Origin of the sequence: Xanthomonas campestris pv. asclepiadis, assembly GCF_020784175.1 — a bacterium.
GTDB classification, from domain to species: domain Bacteria; phylum Pseudomonadota; class Gammaproteobacteria; order Xanthomonadales; family Xanthomonadaceae; genus Xanthomonas; species Xanthomonas campestris_D.
This window is the reverse complement of sequence record NZ_JAJGQM010000013.1, coordinates 1-17,238: the sequence shown is the minus strand read 5'-3', so window position 1 is coordinate 17,238 and position 17,238 is coordinate 1. Positions and strand designations below refer to the sequence as shown.

10 protein-coding genes are annotated in these 17,238 nt (G+C 64.2%); 6 read left to right on the top strand and 4 right to left on the bottom strand.

Annotated elements, in window-relative coordinates:
• Window positions 1–15 precede the first annotated feature (15 nt).
• The 5 genes from LL972_RS08340 to LL972_RS08320 all read left to right on the top strand — a co-directional run bounded on the left by LL972_RS08340 (window position 16) and on the right by LL972_RS08320 (window position 8,158).
• Complete coding sequence (locus LL972_RS08340; RefSeq protein WP_228327191.1) at window positions 16–1,974, top strand: acetyl-CoA hydrolase/transferase C-terminal domain-containing protein; 1,959 nt, start codon at window positions 16–18, stop codon at window positions 1,972–1,974.
• Window positions 1,975–2,105: 131 nt separating this feature from the next.
• Window positions 2,106–3,281, top strand: a complete 1,176-nt coding sequence (locus LL972_RS08335; protein ID WP_228327190.1) for a phosphatidylinositol-specific phospholipase C1-like protein — start codon at window positions 2,106–2,108, stop codon at window positions 3,279–3,281.
• A gap of 136 nt (window positions 3,282–3,417) precedes the next feature.
• Entirely contained in the window at window positions 3,418–6,132 is a 2,715-nt protein-coding gene (locus LL972_RS08330; RefSeq protein ID WP_228327189.1) for a TonB-dependent receptor, read from the top strand.
• A gap of 371 nt (window positions 6,133–6,503) precedes the next feature.
• Window positions 6,504–7,427, top strand: a complete 924-nt coding sequence (locus LL972_RS08325; RefSeq protein ID WP_228327235.1) for a L,D-transpeptidase family protein — start codon at window positions 6,504–6,506, stop codon at window positions 7,425–7,427.
• A 2-nt stretch (window positions 7,428–7,429) separates the two neighbouring features.
• The gene (locus LL972_RS08320; protein ID WP_228327188.1) at window positions 7,430–8,158 is read left to right on the top strand and encodes a M23 family metallopeptidase; all 729 of its coding nucleotides are present in this window, start codon (window positions 7,430–7,432) and stop codon (window positions 8,156–8,158) included.
• Window positions 8,159–8,213: 55 nt separating this feature from the next.
• On the opposite strand, the gene LL972_RS08315 is transcribed toward LL972_RS08320, so the two are convergent.
• Window positions 8,214–8,975 carry an SDR family NAD(P)-dependent oxidoreductase gene (locus LL972_RS08315; RefSeq protein ID WP_228327187.1) on the bottom strand — a complete coding sequence of 254 codons (762 nt, stop codon included), beginning with the start codon at window positions 8,973–8,975 and terminating at the stop codon, window positions 8,214–8,216.
• 100 nt (window positions 8,976–9,075) lie between these two features.
• Here LL972_RS08315 and LL972_RS08310 point away from each other — a divergent pair, with 100 nt between their 5' ends.
• Complete coding sequence (locus LL972_RS08310; RefSeq protein WP_228327234.1) at window positions 9,076–10,047, top strand: LysR family transcriptional regulator; 972 nt, start codon at window positions 9,076–9,078, stop codon at window positions 10,045–10,047.
• A 290-nt stretch (window positions 10,048–10,337) separates the two neighbouring features.
• Here the strand turns inward: LL972_RS08310 and fhuE are convergent, their stop codons facing one another.
• The 3 genes from fhuE to LL972_RS08295 form a co-directional block, all read right to left on the bottom strand.
• Entirely contained in the window at window positions 10,338–12,503 is a 2,166-nt protein-coding gene (gene fhuE / locus LL972_RS08305) for a ferric-rhodotorulic acid/ferric-coprogen receptor FhuE (protein ID WP_228327186.1), read from the bottom strand.
• Window positions 12,504–13,029: 526 nt separating this feature from the next.
• Entirely contained in the window at window positions 13,030–15,030 is a 2,001-nt protein-coding gene (tkt, locus tag LL972_RS08300; protein WP_228327185.1) for a transketolase, read from the bottom strand.
• Between the two features lie 238 nt (window positions 15,031–15,268).
• A complete protein-coding gene (locus LL972_RS08295) occupies window positions 15,269–16,549 on the bottom strand; it encodes a dicarboxylate/amino acid:cation symporter (RefSeq protein WP_228327184.1) in 1,281 nt (426 codons plus the stop codon).
• Window positions 16,550–17,238: the final 689 nt, after the last annotated feature.

Below are 17,238 nucleotides of genomic sequence, written 5' to 3'. Positions count from 1 at the left end.
GGCTACCCTGCACCGATGACTGAACACCTGACCGACCTGCCCAGCGCTGTTGCACACATCCTGCAACGTCTCGACGGACCACTGCGTGTCGGCGCGCCGCTGGGCATCGGCAAGCCGCACCGGTTGTTGAACGCGCTATATGCGCAGCTCAAGCACACGCCGACGCGGCCACTGGCGCTGTACACGGCGTTGTCGCTCAACCCGCCCAAGCCGGGCGCGGGGCTGGAGGCGCGCTTTGCGGCACCCTTTATTGCGCACCATTTCGGTGAGGATTTCCCGCGCCTTGCCTACGTCGATGACATGCTGCGCGATGCGCTGCCGGCGCATGTGCAGGTGGAAGAGTTCTACATGCAGTCCGGCGGGCTGCTGCACTCCACCCAGGCGCAGGCCGACTACACCAGCCTCAACTACACCCACGCTGCCGCGGCAGTGGCGCAGCGCGCGCCGAACCTGATCGTGCAGAAGGTGGCGCGCGAACCGGGCGGCACGCGGCTGTCGTTGTCGTGCAACAACGACATCACCCAGGACACGCTGGATGCGGTGCAGGCACTCGGCTTGCCGCGCCCCATGCTGGTGGCGGAAGTGGACACGCAACTGCCGTGGATCGGTGGCACCGCGACGGTGGAGGAGGCGTTCTTCGACCTGGTCATCGACATTCCCGGTCCGTCGCCGCGCCTGTTCGGCTTGCCGCGGCAACCGGTGACGACAGTCGACTACGCCATCGGTCTGTATGCCAGCACGCTGGTCCGCGATGGCGGCACCTTGCAGATCGGCATCGGCACCCTGGCCGATGCACTGAGCCATGCATTGGTCTTGCGACACACCGACAACGCCACTTATCGGCGCGTGCTGCATGCGCTGGACCCGGAACTGGAACAGCACCCTGCCGTGCGCGCCAGCGGTGGCCTGGCACCGTTCGAGATCGGCCTGTATGGCTGCAGCGAAATGCTCAATGAAGGTTTCAAGCAGCTGGTGGACAGTGGTGTGATCCGCCGCAAGGTGCACGACGATCTGCCGCTGATGCAGCGCATCGCCGACGGTAGCGCCGACGCGGCCGATCACGCGCGCCTGGCACGCGAAGGCGAGTTTCTGCATGGTGCGTTCTATCTCGGCTCGCCGGATTTCTACCACTGGCTGCGCGACCTGGATGCGGACACGCGCGATGCCATCGGCATGCGCCGCATCAGCGAGATCAACCAGCTATATGGCGGCAACGAAACGCTGGAGCGCCTGCAACGCCGCGATGCGCGCTTCTTCAACTCCTGCATGATGGCCACCGCGCTCGGCGCGGCGGTGTCCGACGGGCTGGAAGATGGCCGTGTGGTTTCCGGCGTCGGCGGCCAGTACAACTTCGTGGCGATGGCACATGCCCTGCCGCAGGCGCGCAGCGCGTTGATGCTGCGGGCCACGCGCGATGCCGGTGCACATGCAGCGAGCAACGTGCGCTGGAACTACGGGCATACCACCATCCCGCGCCATCTGCGCGATCTGTACATCACCGAGTACGGCATCGCCGACCTGCGCCATCAGACCGATCAGGATTGCGTGCTGGCGATGGCCGGCATCTGCGATGCACGCTTCCAGGACGCATTACTGGCAACCGCCAAGGCATCGCGCAAGCTACGTGGCGACCCTGCACTGCCTGCGCGTGCGCAATGCAACACGCCGCAAGCACTGGAACAGGCGCTGGCGCCGTACCGTCGCGATGGCAGCCTGCCCGACTACCCGCTCGGCAGCGACTTCAGCGAGGTCGAGCAGCGCCTGCTGCGCGCCCTGACCTGGCTCAAACGCGCAACTGCGGGCAACAGCGCCAAGCTGACGACCATCTACCGCGCTTTGCTGTCACGCGAGAGCGGCGATGCAAACGATGCCGCCGCTCTGCAGCGGATGGCATTGGATGCGCCACGCAGCATTGCCGAGCGCGTGCAGGCACGGCTACTGGCATACGCCTTGCGGAAAACCGCAGTGCACTGAACCATCCGTGTCGCGAGAAGCGATGCCATGGCGCGTTTTTCGCACTGTGACGCACGACAGCAATACGGCGGAAAGCCTTGCGTCAAATTTGGCCGGGATGATGGCGACCACCTTCTTTCCGGCCTGGCTGCATGCGCTGCTTATTTGTTGTTTCGGCTGTGAATCCAGGCGATGACCGCAGAGCGAAACCGTCGCGCGCGAAGCGAAGCAACATACGCAACGCTGCATGTCTTGGCTTGCTGCTGATGGCCGGCGTGACCGCGCATGCCGCGCCCCGCCTCACCGATCTGCAATATATCGGCAGCCACAACAGCTACCACGCCGGCTTCGCTCCTAGCGAAGCGACACTGCTGCAACGACTGAGTCCAGAGCTGTTCGCGGTACTGGATTACCGCCATCCGCCGCTGACCCAACAACTGGACGATGGCGTCCGACAAATCGAACTGGATGTCTTCGCCGATGCCAACGGTGGTCGCTACGCGCACCCGGCCATTGTCGCGCAGCTCGCCAAGGCCGGCTTGCCACCCGCAGCGTCCGGCGCTCCTGCCGGGGTGATGGACAAGCCCGGCTTCAAGGTCATGCATGTGCAGGATGTGGACCAGCGCAGCACCTGCCAGCCGTTGCTCGCGTGCCTGCAGGAAGTGCGCGCGTGGTCGACGCAGCACCCCGGGCATGTGCCGATCTTCATCCTGCTGGAAACCAAGCAGGCGCCGGTGCAACTGGCCTTCCCGACCGTGCAGCCGGAGCCGTTCGATCCGGAGGCAATGGATGCATTGGATGCCGAACTGCGCTCGGTGTTTCGACCCGGCGAGTATCTCAGCCCCGATCAGGTCCGTGGCAACGCAGCCACGCTCAACGCCGCGGTGCGTGCGCATGGCTGGCCGTCGTTGGACCAGGCACGCGGCAAGGTGGTGTTCCTGCTCGACCAACGTGCGGCTGGTGCCAGCTACCTGCCCGGGCATCCGTCGCTGCGCGGACGCGTGTGCTTCACCAATGCCGTGCCTGGCCAAGACGACGCCGCGTTCACCGAACTCAACGATGGTCCCGCCGAGACGATCACCCAATTGGTGAAAGCCGGCTATCTGGTGCGCACACGGACCGACGCAGACCTGAAGGAAGCGCTGCGACACGACACCACCCGCCGCGACCGCATGCTGGCCAGCGGCGCGCAGTTGCTCAGCACCGACTTCCCCGCACATGAGCCGGCCGGCAACGGTTACGTGGTGCGTTTCGATGGCGCTGCGGTCGCACGCTGCAATCCGCAACTGGCGCAGGCGCACTGCAAGGGCGTCGACCTCGCGCATTGAATCGGGGTCACTGCCGTCGTCGCAATCTCCGCACCACACACAGACCTGTCGCAATGGAAGGCGTCGGTGTTGCACACCCGCACCCGCATCACGAGGGCCGGGCACCCCACGTTCTCCAACCACGCGAGCCAACTGCATGCAGCACCCCCGCACCATCCATCGCCTGACCTGCGCCATCGCGCTGGCGCTGTCCGCGCCGGCGTTTGCCGAGACGCCGGAGCCCGGCACCACCACGCTGGATTCGGTGAACGTGCAGGCCAAGCACGCCGCCACGCCGGGATCGCTCAACGAGCAGCGCCTGTCCAGCAGCGTCAACAGCGTGATGAGCAAGCAGCAGATTGATGCGATCCCCTCGGGCGGCATCGCCGATGTCGTGTCGCACATGCCGGGCCTGTCCGCATACAGCGACATGCATCTGGGCCAGGCCACCACCGGCGAAAACGCCTACGTCAGCATTCGCGGCATGGACGCCAGCTACAACGCCTACACGCTCAACGGCTTCGGCATGCCGGAAACCGATTCGTCGACCCGTGCGATCTCGTTGAACATGCTGGCGCCGTTCGGCATCCAGTCGGTGCAGGTGTCCAAATCCCCCACACCCGACATGCCCGGCGATTCGATCGGCGGCGCGATCGACATGCGCACGCCCAATGCCTTCGACTTCGGCCAGGATGTCTACGCCAAGAGCACCGCGCAGGGCCAGTTCAATGCGCTGGCCTCGGAGCTGGGCGGCAAGGACAGCGGCGGCACCTTCCAGCAGGAGCTGGCCTGGAAGTTCGGCGATGGCCATGCCTTCGGCCTCTACGCATCGGCGTATTACGGCAGGAACAACAATATGGCGCAGGCTCCGGCGCCCAACAGCAAGTACGTGCCGGCCGATCCTGCATTGGCCACTGCAACCGACCTGCGCGATGTCGGGCCGTTGATCAGCACCCGCTACAAGTACAGCCTCTACACCAGCCAGATCGAACGCTACGGCGGCAACCTCTCACTCGATTGGCAAGGCGACAATAGCGCGCTGTATGCGCGTGCCATCTACGGCAGCTACGGCGTTACCGGACAACAGGACCAGTCCAGCGCGCGCCTGGAAACCTATCGCAACCAGCCCACCGCCGTGCGTGGCGGTTATTTCAACACGCACGATATCGACGAGAAGCTGGCGACGCTGCAATTGGGAGGCCAGACCACGCTGGAGCGCTTGCGCTTCGACTACGGCGGCTCGGTCGGCCGTGGCACCCGCAGCCGCCCGGACTACGTGTCGGCGAGTTTGTATGGCTTTACGCCCGGCAGCTTCGCCTTCGACCTTGGCAACCCTCGCTATCCCAGCATCGCGCCAAGCTCGTCTGGCCTGCAGGACTTCTTCTACAACCTGGATTCGTCGTTGCTGTGGAAGGTGCAGGGGCATGACGCCGGCAGTCACGACAACCGCGTCAACGCGCACACCGATATCACCTACCAGGTCGATGGCGATGTGCTGGACAGCGTCAAGCTCGGCCTGTCTGCAGACCACTCCGATCGCGGCGCCTACGATCACCCGTTCTTCCACAAGGACGGCAACTTCGTCACCAACGGGCCTTATTTTGGCGGGCCAAATTACGCGTTCCCCACCGCCGGCGGGCCGCCGCTGAGCGCGATCCCGGGCCGCGTCACCTACAACGCGTTCGACGGCCGCTACGGCGGCCCGTTCAAACTGCTGGACCGCAACTGGATGCTTGCGCAGGCGCTGCCATACAAATATGTCAACGATCCCAACGGCGCAGGTGTCTATACCGCCAACGACTACAACGCCAACACCACCTCCAGCACCGAGGCGATCTATTCCGGTTATGCAATGGCCGCGCTGCATGTCGGCTCGGTGAGCGTGCTGCCCGGCGTGCGCTACGAGCTGACACGCTATTCGGCCCAATCCTGGCAATCCAGCGGCGATGGCAGCACCGGCAGCTTCGTCGGCACCGGCAGCACCTATGGGCAAGTGCTGCCGGGCATCAGCATCAACTATCGGCCGGACGATCTCACCGTGTACCGCGCGTCATTGCGGCGCAGTTTCAGCCGCCCGGCGTTCGGCCTGATTTCCGGCGAGACGGTGTACACCATCGACGATACCCAGCAGGTGGTTGGCATCTCCAAGCCCAATCCCGATCTGCATCCGAGCAAGGCCGACAACGCCGATCTCTCCGCCGAGTTCTACGATCACAGCGGTGGCGTACTCAGTGCATCGACCTATTACAAGCGCATCACCGGCTTCATCTACACCTCGCAATCGGCGACCAGCAACGACAATACGTTGGGCGGGCTGGTACCGACCGGCACCACCTTCGAAAATGGCGTGCCGGTGACCATGCCGCAGAACGGCGGCACCGCAACGCTCTATGGACTGGAGCTGGCAGCGAGCAAGCGCCTGCAGGATTTGCCGGGCCTGTGGAGCAACGTCGGCGTCACCGCCAACCTCACGCTGCAACACAGCCAAGCAGACAGCAAACGCAGCGATCAACCGGAAAAGACCTGGCTGCCGCGTGCACCCGAGCGCATCTACAACCTGGATATGTTCTACGACGATACGCATCTGCGCACCGACCTGAGCTACAACTACACCGGCCTGCAATTGCTTGGTCTGACCAGCGACCGGCTCAACTATTATCTGCAACCGGTCAAATCGCTGGACTTCACTGCGACCTATCATCTGCCGCACCATGTCGACGTCGGTGTGTCGGCCAAGAACCTGCTCAATGCTGCCACGTTCTACGAAACCCAGGGCAGGTCCAAGCGCTACATGGCCTACGACCCCGGTGCCGACGGTGCCTATGTGCAGACCGGGCGGGTGTACATGCTGACCTTGGGCTATACCTACTGACGGCTGACCTGCAGATAGCTGCGGCGCGATGTCTGCCGCTGCAGGGACCGGGTATGCACTGCTTCAAATCGATCGCCTGACTGACACCCAGGCGATCGATTGCTGCGTCGTGCGCGACGCACTCCGTCGCCGGGATAGAAACATCAGCAGCAGGCGGACGCATCGAACCGGCAGCTGTGCGGACAAGAGATAGCAGGTATCCACTTCTGACTCGCATCGGAACTGCGTCTTCAGTCAGTCCTGGTGCAGCCATTTCACACAGACCACGCAGGCGGCTCGGGCAAGGTGCGCGCATGCCTCTTTCGGACCTGCTCATGCCACCACGCATTTACGCTCGCGCCTGCTTGCTCGCCCTTGCTCTGGGCACCTCCCTGGCCGCACTGGCGCAAGCGCCGCAGCCCGCCACGACACCTGCGCCTGCAGCAACTCCCGCTGCGACCGTTGCGCCAACCGGCCCGCGTTCGGATCTGCATGCGCAGGTGTTGCTGGATCGCGCACATTTTTCGCCGGGACAGATTGATGGCAAGCGTGGCTCCAATCAGAAGCGTGCGGTGTCGGGGTTTCAGGCCGCGCACAAGATCAAGGTGACCGGCGAGCTGGATGACGCCACCTGGCAGGCATTGCAGGCCGACAGCACGCCGGCGCTGGTGCAATACACGCTCACCGCTGCCGATGTGGCCGGCCCGTTCCTGCCGATTCCGAAGGGGCCAGCCGAACAGGCCAAGTTGACGTCGCTGGGCTATACCTCGGTCGACGAGGCGCTGGGCGAAGGTTTCCATGCCGATCCGGAGCTGCTGCGCCAACTCAACCCCGGCGTGGACTTGAACAAGGCCGGTGGCGTGATCCAGGTGCCGAACATCGACGGCGTCCCGCCGTTGGCCAAGCCGGCCAAGCTGGTGGTCGACAAGTCCGAGTCGACCCTGCGCCTATTCGATGCCGACGGCAAGGTGTATGCGCAGTTCCCGGTGTCCTCCGGCAGCAAGCACGATCCACTGCCGATCGGCCGCTGGAAGGTGCTGGGCGTCGCGCGCGATCCGGTGTTCAAGTACAACCCCAAGCTGTTCTGGGACGCGAAGAAGGGCGACCAGAAGGCCACCCTGCCCTCTGGCCCGAACAATCCGGTCGGCCGCGTGTGGATTGACCTGTCCAAGCCGCATTACGGCCTGCACGGCACGCCGGAGCCCGGCCATGTCGGCAAGACCGAATCGCATGGTTGCGTGCGCCTGACCAACTGGGACGTGGTCAATCTGGCCAGCGTGGTGGGCCCGTCCATGCCGGTGGTGATGCAGGAGTAAGCATGAAACTGCTGATGATGCTGGTGTTCGGTGTCTTGCTCGGTGCAGCCGGCTATTGGTGGCTGGAACGCGAGGCACCACAGGCGGCGGTGGCACCGGCGTCCGCAGCTGCACCCGCGGTGACAGCGCAGCCCGACGCGGCAGAGACGGCAATGGCAGTGCCTTCTGCGGCTCCAGCGGTTGCCGCTCCAGCCGTTGCCGCATCGTCGCCATCCACCGAGATGATGCCCGCTGCAGACACGCCAGCCGCGCCTGCGTCTGCAGCCTCTCCTGAGGCTGCAAATTCAGGCAGCGGCCTGCTGATTCCGGTGCAAGGCATCAGTAGCGGCCAACTGCAGAACACCTTTACCGACGCACGCAGCGAAGGCCGCGTACACGATGCCATCGATATTCTTGCGCCGACCGGCACGCCGGTGATTGCGGTGGCAGACGGTACGGTCGAGAAACTGTTCAACAGCGAACGCGGCGGCCTGACCGTCTACCAGTTCGACCCGGCCGGGACGTACTGCTACTACTATGCGCACCTGGAGCGCTATGCCGACGGCCTGGCGGAAAAGCAGTCGATCAAGCGCGGCCAGATCATCGGCTACGTCGGCAGCACCGGCAATGCCGATCCCGCCGCGCCGCATCTGCACTTCGAGATCCATCGCTTGGGACCGGAAAAACAATGGTGGAAGGGAGAGGTCTTGAATCCCTATCCCGTGTTGCATGGCGATCAACCCCTGCAGTGATGCACGACGTGGCGATGCAGACATAGGCCTGCGCCTGATGCGCAGGCCTTCGCATTTAGATCAACATCCCGCCCGATACCTCGATGCGCTGCGCATTGATCCACCCCGTTCCCGGCGCAAGTAACGCAGCAACCACCGGCCCGATATCGTCCGGCAGTCCTGGCCGTCCCAGCGCCGTGACCGACGACACCATTGCGTTGACCTGTGCGTTATCGCGTACGGTCCCGCCGTTGAAGTCCGTTTCGATCGCACCCGGCGCCAGCGTATTGGCGCGAATGCCACGCGCCCCCAGTTCCTTGGCCAGATAGCGGGTGAACACCTCCACCCCGCCTTTCATCATCGCGTAAGCCGATGCACCGGGCAGCGCGAAGCGTGCCAGGCCACTGGACACATTGAGAATGCGCCCGCCATCGGCGATCAGCGGCAACAGCGCCTGGGTGAGGAAATACGGCCCCTTGAGATGGAGGTTGACCAGGGCGTCGAACTGCGCCGGCGTAGTGTCGGCGATGGCCGCATGCAACCCGGTGCCGGCGTTATTGACCAGCGCATCGAACTGCGTGCGATCCCAGCCGGCCAGAACCTGCTTCAGCTGCGCGGCGAATGCCGCGAACGACTCGGCGTCGGCAACATCCAGCGGCAGTGCGTGCGCGCGGCGGCCGAGCTGGTGGATCTGCGCGACCACCGCAGCCGCCTCATCCGCCTGGCTGCGGTAGGTCAGCACGATGTCGCTGCCGTCTGCAGCGAGCGCAAGCGCGGCATTGCGGCCCAGGCCGCGGCTGCCGCCGGTAATCAGGGTGATCGGTATGGTGGTCGACATGGATGGACTCCGGTGCGTGTTGGGATGCGATGTGGAGCGATCAACAAAGCTGTGCGTGACCGCGGGGCGTGCGTGACATTGCCTGACTGTGCCAAGACTATTGCGCTTGCCGCGCCGCATAAATCAGTCCAACCTGATTGCACCGTTCAAGAACCTCGACCAATCGATGGACACCCTGGAGTCGCTGCGCGCCTTCCTGCGCGTCGCCGAGCTTGGCAGTTTCACCCGCGCCGCCGAAACGCTGGGCCTGCCCAAAGCCAGCGTCTCCACCGCCGTGCAGCGGCTCGAGGCCTCGCTCGGCACGCAGCTCCTGCATCGCACGACGCGCCGCGTGCAGCTCACCGGTGACGGCAACGCGTTCTACCAGCGCAGCCGCGACCTGCTCGACGACATGGACGAGTTGCAGAGCATGTTTCAGCGCGAACGCAGCCAGCTGCGTGGCCGCCTGCGGGTGGACATGTCCTCCGGGATCGCGCGCAATTTCGTGATTCCCGTGCTGCCCATGTTCCTGGCGCAACACCCGCAGCTGGAAGTAGAAATCAGCGGTACCGACAGACGCGTGGATGTGGTGCGCGAAGGCTTCGACTGCGTGTTGCGCGTGGGCACGCTCGAAGACACCAACCTGGTCGCACGACCGCTCGGCGCGTTTCGCATCCTCAACTGCGCCAGTGCCGACTACCTCGCACGACGGGGTACGCCGCAGTGCCTGGACGATCTGGCACACCACGACCTGGTGCATTACGTGCCGACGCTGGGCCAGCGCTCGCCCGGCTTCGAATACCACGATGGTCATGCCTACCATCTGCTGCCAATGCGCGGCCCGGTGACGGTCAACAACGGCGATGCCTATCTCGCTGCCGCATTGGCGGGCCTGGGCATCATCCAGGCGCCGGCCAGCCCGCTGCGGCCACACCTGGACAGCGGCGCCTTGATCGAGGTGTTGGCCACCATCGCGCCGGAACCGATGCCGGTCACGCTGCTCTACGCGCAGCGTCGCCATCTGCCGCAACGCGTGCGCGCGTTCATGGACTGGGTTGCAGAGGTGATGGCGCCGTATCTGGAACCCCTGTAGCCCTGACCGTCGATGCGATTGCCGACACGTCTTCGCGTTTTTGTGTGTGCGGGCAAGACGTCTCTCTGCAACGCGCCGACATTGGTGGAAAGCATCAGTTGCTTGCGCGCCACATTGGTATCACCGAAGCAAACCGATACAAGCACGACGTTAAAGCATTGCGGCAAGCCAGCAGATCTACGATCACCCAGAGGGGCAGCAGACACAAAAAAACAGGTACCTTTTGCAAGGTGCCTGCAGCATTGCAACAACAGGCCAGGCGCTGAAATCACGCCTGGCCCGGTCTGCGATCAGAACGTGTAGTTGAAGGTCAGCATGCCGTTGCGCGATGCGCCCCATGCGCCATAACCCCCGTTGAACTGCGCGTAGTAGCGCTTGTCGAGCAGGTTGTCGACGTTGAGCTGCACCGAGAACTGCGGCGACAGACGATAGCGCGCAAACGCGCTGACCAGTGCGTAAGCACTCTGCTGAAAGGCGCCGTAGACCGGGTCCACATAGTACGAGCGGTTCTGCCAGTTGACGCCACCACCCACGGTCAGATCGCTCCACGCACCTTGCGGGGTGTAGCTGTTGAACAGCTTGAGGGTGGTGCGCGGCAGATGCGTATTGATCGAGGTGCCGCTGTCGTCGCGGGCGGTGTAGTGCGAGGCGCCGAAGGTGGTGTTCCAGCCCTCGGTGACCCGCCCGGACACCTCGAAATCGAAGCCTTCGCTGACCACGCCGTTGGCGGCCTCATACGCCGACTCGCTGCTACCGGGGACGAAGCCGCCGGTGGCCACGCCCAGGTTGTCCTGCTCGATGCGGAACACCGCCAGCGAGGCGTTGAGCTTGTCGTCGAACCACGCGGCCTTGACGCCGGCCTCGTAGCCCTTGCCGCTCAACGGGTCCAGGTAGCCGCCATTGGCGTCGCGCAGGGTCTGCGGATTGAAGATTTCGGTATAGCTGACGTAGGTCGACCACACATCGTTGATGTCGTAGACCAGGCCGGCGTACGGGGTGACTTCAGTCTGGGTGTCGGAAAACGGCACAAGGCGTTGCGTGGTCGAATCGAAGTTGCGGCCATCGATCTGCCAATCGGTATAGCGCGCACCCACCAGCAGCGTCAGCGGATCGGCCAGCGAGAAGCGTGCAGCCACATAGGCAGCCTTCTGCTTGATGGTGCCGTCGCTCTGCACCGTGCGCGGGCTCCAGTTGGGCTCCGGGTACGCGCCGGTCCAGCCGAAGTAGCTGTCCAGCGGCGCAGGGAAATCGAATGTGCCGTTATTGACGTACTCGCGGCGGTTGTAGCTAGCGCCGGCAACCAGATGATGCTCGCGGCCGAACAGCTGGAACGGGCCTTCCGCATAGACGTCGGCGCCATCGGCCTTGCGCTCGGTCAGGTAGTTGCCCGAATACGGCACCACGCCGCCACCGGTGGCGCGGTCGAAGCCGAAGATCGTATAGAACGGATAGAACATGTGATTGGCCGCTTCGGTCTTCTCGTGGCTCAGATTGGCCTTGAGGGTCCAACCGTTGTCGAAGCTCTGCTGCAGGCTGGCAAAGGTGCGCTGCAGACGCGTGTCCCAGAACGTCCAGTCGGCCGCCGGGTTGAACGAACGATCATAGTTGGTGCGGGTGCCATCGCTGTAGAACAGCGGGAAGCCGCCCCAGGTGACATCGTTCGATTCCTTCTTCTGGTACTCGTAGCCCACGCTCAGCAAGGTGCTGTCGGTGAGGTCGGCATCGATGATCGCCGAGCCGATCTTCTTGCGCAGGCCGTAGCGGTCCATGTCCGACTCGCCGTCCTGGTACACGCCGATCACCCGTGCGCGCACGTTGCCGCTGGGGCTGAGCGGCACGGTGACATCGGCCACGCTGCGGGTCTTGTTGAAATCGCCGCCACCCACCGACACGGTGCCGGTGAAGTCGCGGCTGAGCGCATGCTTGCGCACCAGGTTGATCGAGGCTGACGGATTGCCCGAGCCGGTGAGCAGGCCGGTGGCGCCACGCACCACTTCGACGCGGTCGTACAGCGCCACGTCCAGCGCCGAGTCACCGTAGCTCCAGGCCTGCTCCATGTAGGCCGGGATGCCGTCGAACTGGTAGTTGTCGATGTAGAAGCCGCGTGCGTAGAACTCCAGCCGCTCGCTGTCGCTCTGCGCCACCGAGATGCCGGTGACGTTGTTGAGCACGTCGGTGATGCTCTGCAGGTTCTGGTCGTCCATGCGGTCGCGGGTGATCACGGTGACCGACTGCGGAATCTCCCGCAGCGACAGATCCATGCGCGTGCCGGCGGTGGTCTTCTCCACCGTATAGCCCTTGGCCTGCTCGCCCTGCACGATCAGCCGGTCCAGGGTGGTGACCTCGGCATCGGGTGCGGCAGCGGGCGTCTCGGCCAGCGCGGCCAGCAGCGCGCGCGGCAGGACATGGCGGCGCGCGCCCACGGAAGCAAGACGCAATTCGGTACTACGGATCATCGGGGACTCCAACGCAGACAGATCAGACCACGCGCTGCGAAGACGCCGCGCCGGCAACAAGGGGAGGAAACGTGTGCCTTACCACCGGCAGCGCACCATTTAATGGGAATGATTCACATTTTAAATAGCGGATTGACATTTTTTTAGCATTCGCTTGACTCAAGCGAGCGCTACCTGGGCATGGACCTGCAGATCGATCTGCACAACGTATTCCGTCGTTCGCCGACTCGATCCACCCAATTCAGCGCAGGCCGGATCCCGTCGTTCCCAAGAAGAGCAGCAGGGCCTGTTTCGATGGACTGTCTGCCCAGCAGGCATCCCTGTGCTGCCACGCACCGGGCACGATTCCAATCCGCCGATGCGGGATGCGCAGTTACAGGCGCTGACAAGGATCCGCGCATCAGCGCTGGCCGACGACGCGCACTGACGCGTGCAATGGGTCCGTTGCACGATGCCCCCCCTTCGCGCACGAGCCCCACAAAAAAAGCCGGCTTTCGCCGGCTTTCTTTAGGCAATACGCAAGGCCTTACAGCGCCTTGGCCGCCGCAACCACATGCTCGGCAGTGATCTTGAAGTACGCGTACAGCTGATCCGCCGGTGCCGAGGCGCCGAAGGTGTCGATACCGACCACATCGCCATCCAGGCCCACGTACTTGCGCCAGAAGCCGGTCACGCCCGCTTCCACCGCCACGCGCTTGCGTACCGCATTCGGCAGCACCGACTCGCGATAGGCCGCATCCTGGCGATCGAACACATCGGTCGACGGCATCGACACCACGCGCGTCTTCAAACCGGCCGCGTCCAGGGTCTGCTTGGCTTCCACCGCCAACCCGACCTCCGACCCGGTGGCGATCAGGATCACGTCCGGCACGCCGCCTTCGGCCTCGGCCAGCACATAACCACCGCGTTCGATCAGCTTGAGCTGCTCGTCGCTGCGCGGCTGGTGCTGCAGGTTCTGGCGGCTGAACACCAGGCAGCTCGGGCCGTCCTTGCGGGTGATGGCGGCCTTCCAGCTCACCGCCGATTCCACCGCATCGCCCGGGCGCCACACATCGTTGTTGGGGATGTAGCGCAGTGAGGCCAGGTGCTCCACCGGCTGATGGGTCGGGCCGTCTTCGCCCAGGCCGATCGAGTCGTGCGTGTACACGTGGATGGCATGGGCCGGATTCAGCGCGCTCATGCGCACGCCGTTGCGGGCGTAATCGCTGAACACCAGGAAGGTGGCGTCGAACGGAATGAAGCCGCCATGCAGCGCCAGGCCGTTGGCGATGGCGGTCATGCCGAACTCGCGCACGCCGTAATAGACGTAGTTGGCATTCGGGTCATCGGTGGCCACCGACTTGCTGGCCTTCCACAAGGTCAGGTTGGAATGCGCCAGATCGGCCGAGCCGCCGATCAATTCCGGCAACAACGGTGCGAATGCTTCAATCGCCAGTTGCGAGGCCTTGCGCGAGGCAATGGTCTGGCCGTCCTGCTGCGCCTTGGCGATGTAGGCATCGGCCTGGGCAATGAAGTCGGCCGGCAGTTCAGCGTGCGAACGACGGGTCAACTCGGCGGCTTCGGCCGAATACTGCTTGCCGTACTTGTCGAACAGTTGCTCCCACTCGGCCTGACGCAGCGTGCCGGTGCCGTTGGCGCGCCAGCCAGCATAGATCTCCTCGGGAATCTCGAACGGGCCGTACGGCCATTCCAGCGCCTTGCGTGCGCCCTCGAGTTCTTCCTTGCCCAGCGGTGCGCCATGCGAGGATTCCTTGCCGGCCTTGCTCGGTGCGCCGAAGCCGATCTTGGTGCGGCAGCAGATCAGCGTGGGCTTGTCGGTATTGTCCAGCGCGGTCTCAATGGCGGCCTTGATCTTCTCGGCGTCATGTCCGTCCACATCGCGGACCACATGCCAGCCGTAAGCCTCGAAACGCTCCGGGGTGTTGTCGCTGAACCAGCCGGCGGTGTTGCCGTCGATGGAGATCTGGTTGTTGTCCCAGAATGCAACCAGCTTGCCCAGGCCCCAGGTGCCGGCCAGCGAGGCGGCTTCATGCGAAATGCCTTCCATCATGCAGCCATCGCCCATGAACACCCAGGTACGGTGGTCGACGATTTCCAGCTCCGGGCGGTTGTAGCGCTGCGCCAGCAACTTCTCAGCCAGCGCGAACCCGACCGCATTGGCGAAGCCCTGCCCGAGCGGGCCGGTGGTGGTCTCCACGCCGGGAGTTTCGCTGCGCTCGGGGTGGCCGGCGGTCTTGCTATGCAGCTGACGGAACTGCTTGAGCTGCTCGATCGGCAGGTCGTAGCCGGACAGGTGCAGCAGCGCGTACTGCAGCATCGAGCCGTGGCCGTTGGACAGCACGAAACGGTCGCGGTTGAACCACTGCGGGTTGTGCGGGTTGTGCCGGAAGAAATCGTTCCACAGCACTTCGGCGATATCGGCCATGCCCATCGGCATGCCGGGATGGCCGGATTTGGCGGCTTCGACCGCATCGGCGGCGAGAAAACGGATGGCGTTGGCCAGCTGGCGGCGGGTGGGCTGGGTCATGGGCGTCTATGGAAGCGGAGGGGAACACCGCTGGAAGCGGAGACACTTATTCTCCCACAGAGCGCGTTAGGGGGATGGCGAGTCGGGAATGGAGAATTGGGAATGGGGAATCGGATGCAGTGTTGCAGGTTGACCGCTATCGCTGCTCGCACCGCAACCTTGCCCCGGTGCGGCATGACCTCCCATTACACGTACCGATCGCAACAGCCCGCTTTACCCATTCCCGATTCCCGATTCCCTATTCCTCGCCCTTGGCAACCAGGGTCGTCAGCGCCAGATCGCCGGTCACGTTCAGCGCCGTCCGGCACATATCCAGGAAGTGATTGACGCCCAGGATCATGCCGATGCCGACCGGGTTGACCCCGACCATCGCGCAGATCAGCGCCACCACCGGCAGCGAGCCGGACGGCACGCCGGCAGTGCCGATGCCACCCAGGATGCAGACCAGCATCACCATGAACTGCTGGCCGAGGCTCAAGTCCACGTTGAAGAACTGTGCCAGGAAGATCACCGTCACCCCTTCGAACAACGCGGTGCCGTTCTGGTTGGCGGTGGCGCCCACGGTCAGCACGAAGCGCGACACCCGCGGCGGCAGGCCCATCTCGTCGGCCACGCGCAGCGCAGTCGGCAGGGTGGCGTTACTGGAGGCGGTGGAGAAGGCCATCATCGTGGCCTCCTGGGTCTGCCGGAAGAAGCCAATCGGCGAACGCCCGGCGAACTTCACCGCCAGCCCGTAGCTGACCACCATGTGCAGGCCCAGCGCCAGCACCACCACGCCCACATACGCGCCCAGGCGGATCAACAGATCGAAGCCGAACAGCGCGGCCAGATTGAACATGAAACAGGCCACCGCATACGGCGCCAGCCGGATCACCAAGCCGATCAGGGTCATCGAGATTTCGAAGATGCCCTCGATGCCGAGCTTAAGCGTGGCCACTTTTTCGTCGGCGGTCAGCACCATGCCCACGCCGAACATCACCGCAAAGAACATCAGCGACAGGATCGCGCCGTTGCTGGACGCTGCCGCGATCACGTTGCTGGGCACGATCGACAACAGCATGTCCATGCCCTGCGGCTGGGTGCCGGAGCTGGAGATGATCTCGCGGGTGCGCTCGGCGTTCTGCTGGATCAACTGGTTGGCCAGTTGCGGATCCACGCCCGCGCCAGGCTTGAGCACATTCACCAACACCAGCCCCAGCAACACGGCCACGCCGGAGAGCACGATGGTGTAGCCCAGGGTGCGCCACCCCACCCGCCCGAGCGCGCGGATGTCGCCCATTTCGGAAATGCCCATCACCAATGCCGAAAACAGCAACGGCACGATCAGCATGAAGATCAGATTGAGGAAGATCTGCGAGAACGGGGTGGTGACGTACTTGGTGACCACGCGCACCCAGTCGGCATCGCTGCCGGCCAGGTAGTAGACGGCCAGACCCAGCAGCAGACCGACGGCGAAGCCAATGCCCATCTTCCAATGCAGGGGCAGGCCCGGGCGGCGTGCGGCGGGGGATGCAGTCATCTGTTCGGGCCTTATCTGGACACAAGCCCCGGAGCTTAACAAACGCCATCGACGCGGCCACCTACCCGGCCTGTCGCCGTGCGCCTGCCCGAGGGTAGGTGTCTCTCACGACATCAGGTGATGCAGCCGTTGGAGCGGGCGAGGCCCCTGCGACCAGCCCGCGGATCAGCCGCGCTGCAAGTGCTCTGTCCGCAGTGCCCAGGCCTCATCGGGACGCAGCGCGTAAAGCAACGGATACATGGACCCAGGGCATCAGTTAGTCGCGACCGGATGCTTGAATCAAAAGCTCGGTAAGTCGAGGGCGCGGTGCCCTCACCGCTTGCGGGACACGCCGTGAACCCGTCCCTGGGGGCTCGATGGCGGCATCCCTGCCGCCACACGGTCCCGCAACCGGCGAGGACACCGCACCAGGAAGTTAGTCGGCTGCTTTATTGAAAGCGTTTCGCTCGGCTTGCAGCGGCAGACGAGACATTTCCATATTTCGTGTCGAAAGCCTGCCTGTTGCTCGGCTTGCGCGGGGAACTGATCGGACGCAACGTGATTCGAACAGCGAAAGCCATGCCTTGCTTGTAACTGCGCACACCGACCGTCTCGACTGGTCCTTGCCCGCCTACCGTCGCGGGACCTTACGCGGCATGGATGCCGCGTAAGAGCTTACAAGGACGTACTTGCAGCGTGTCCCGCGATGG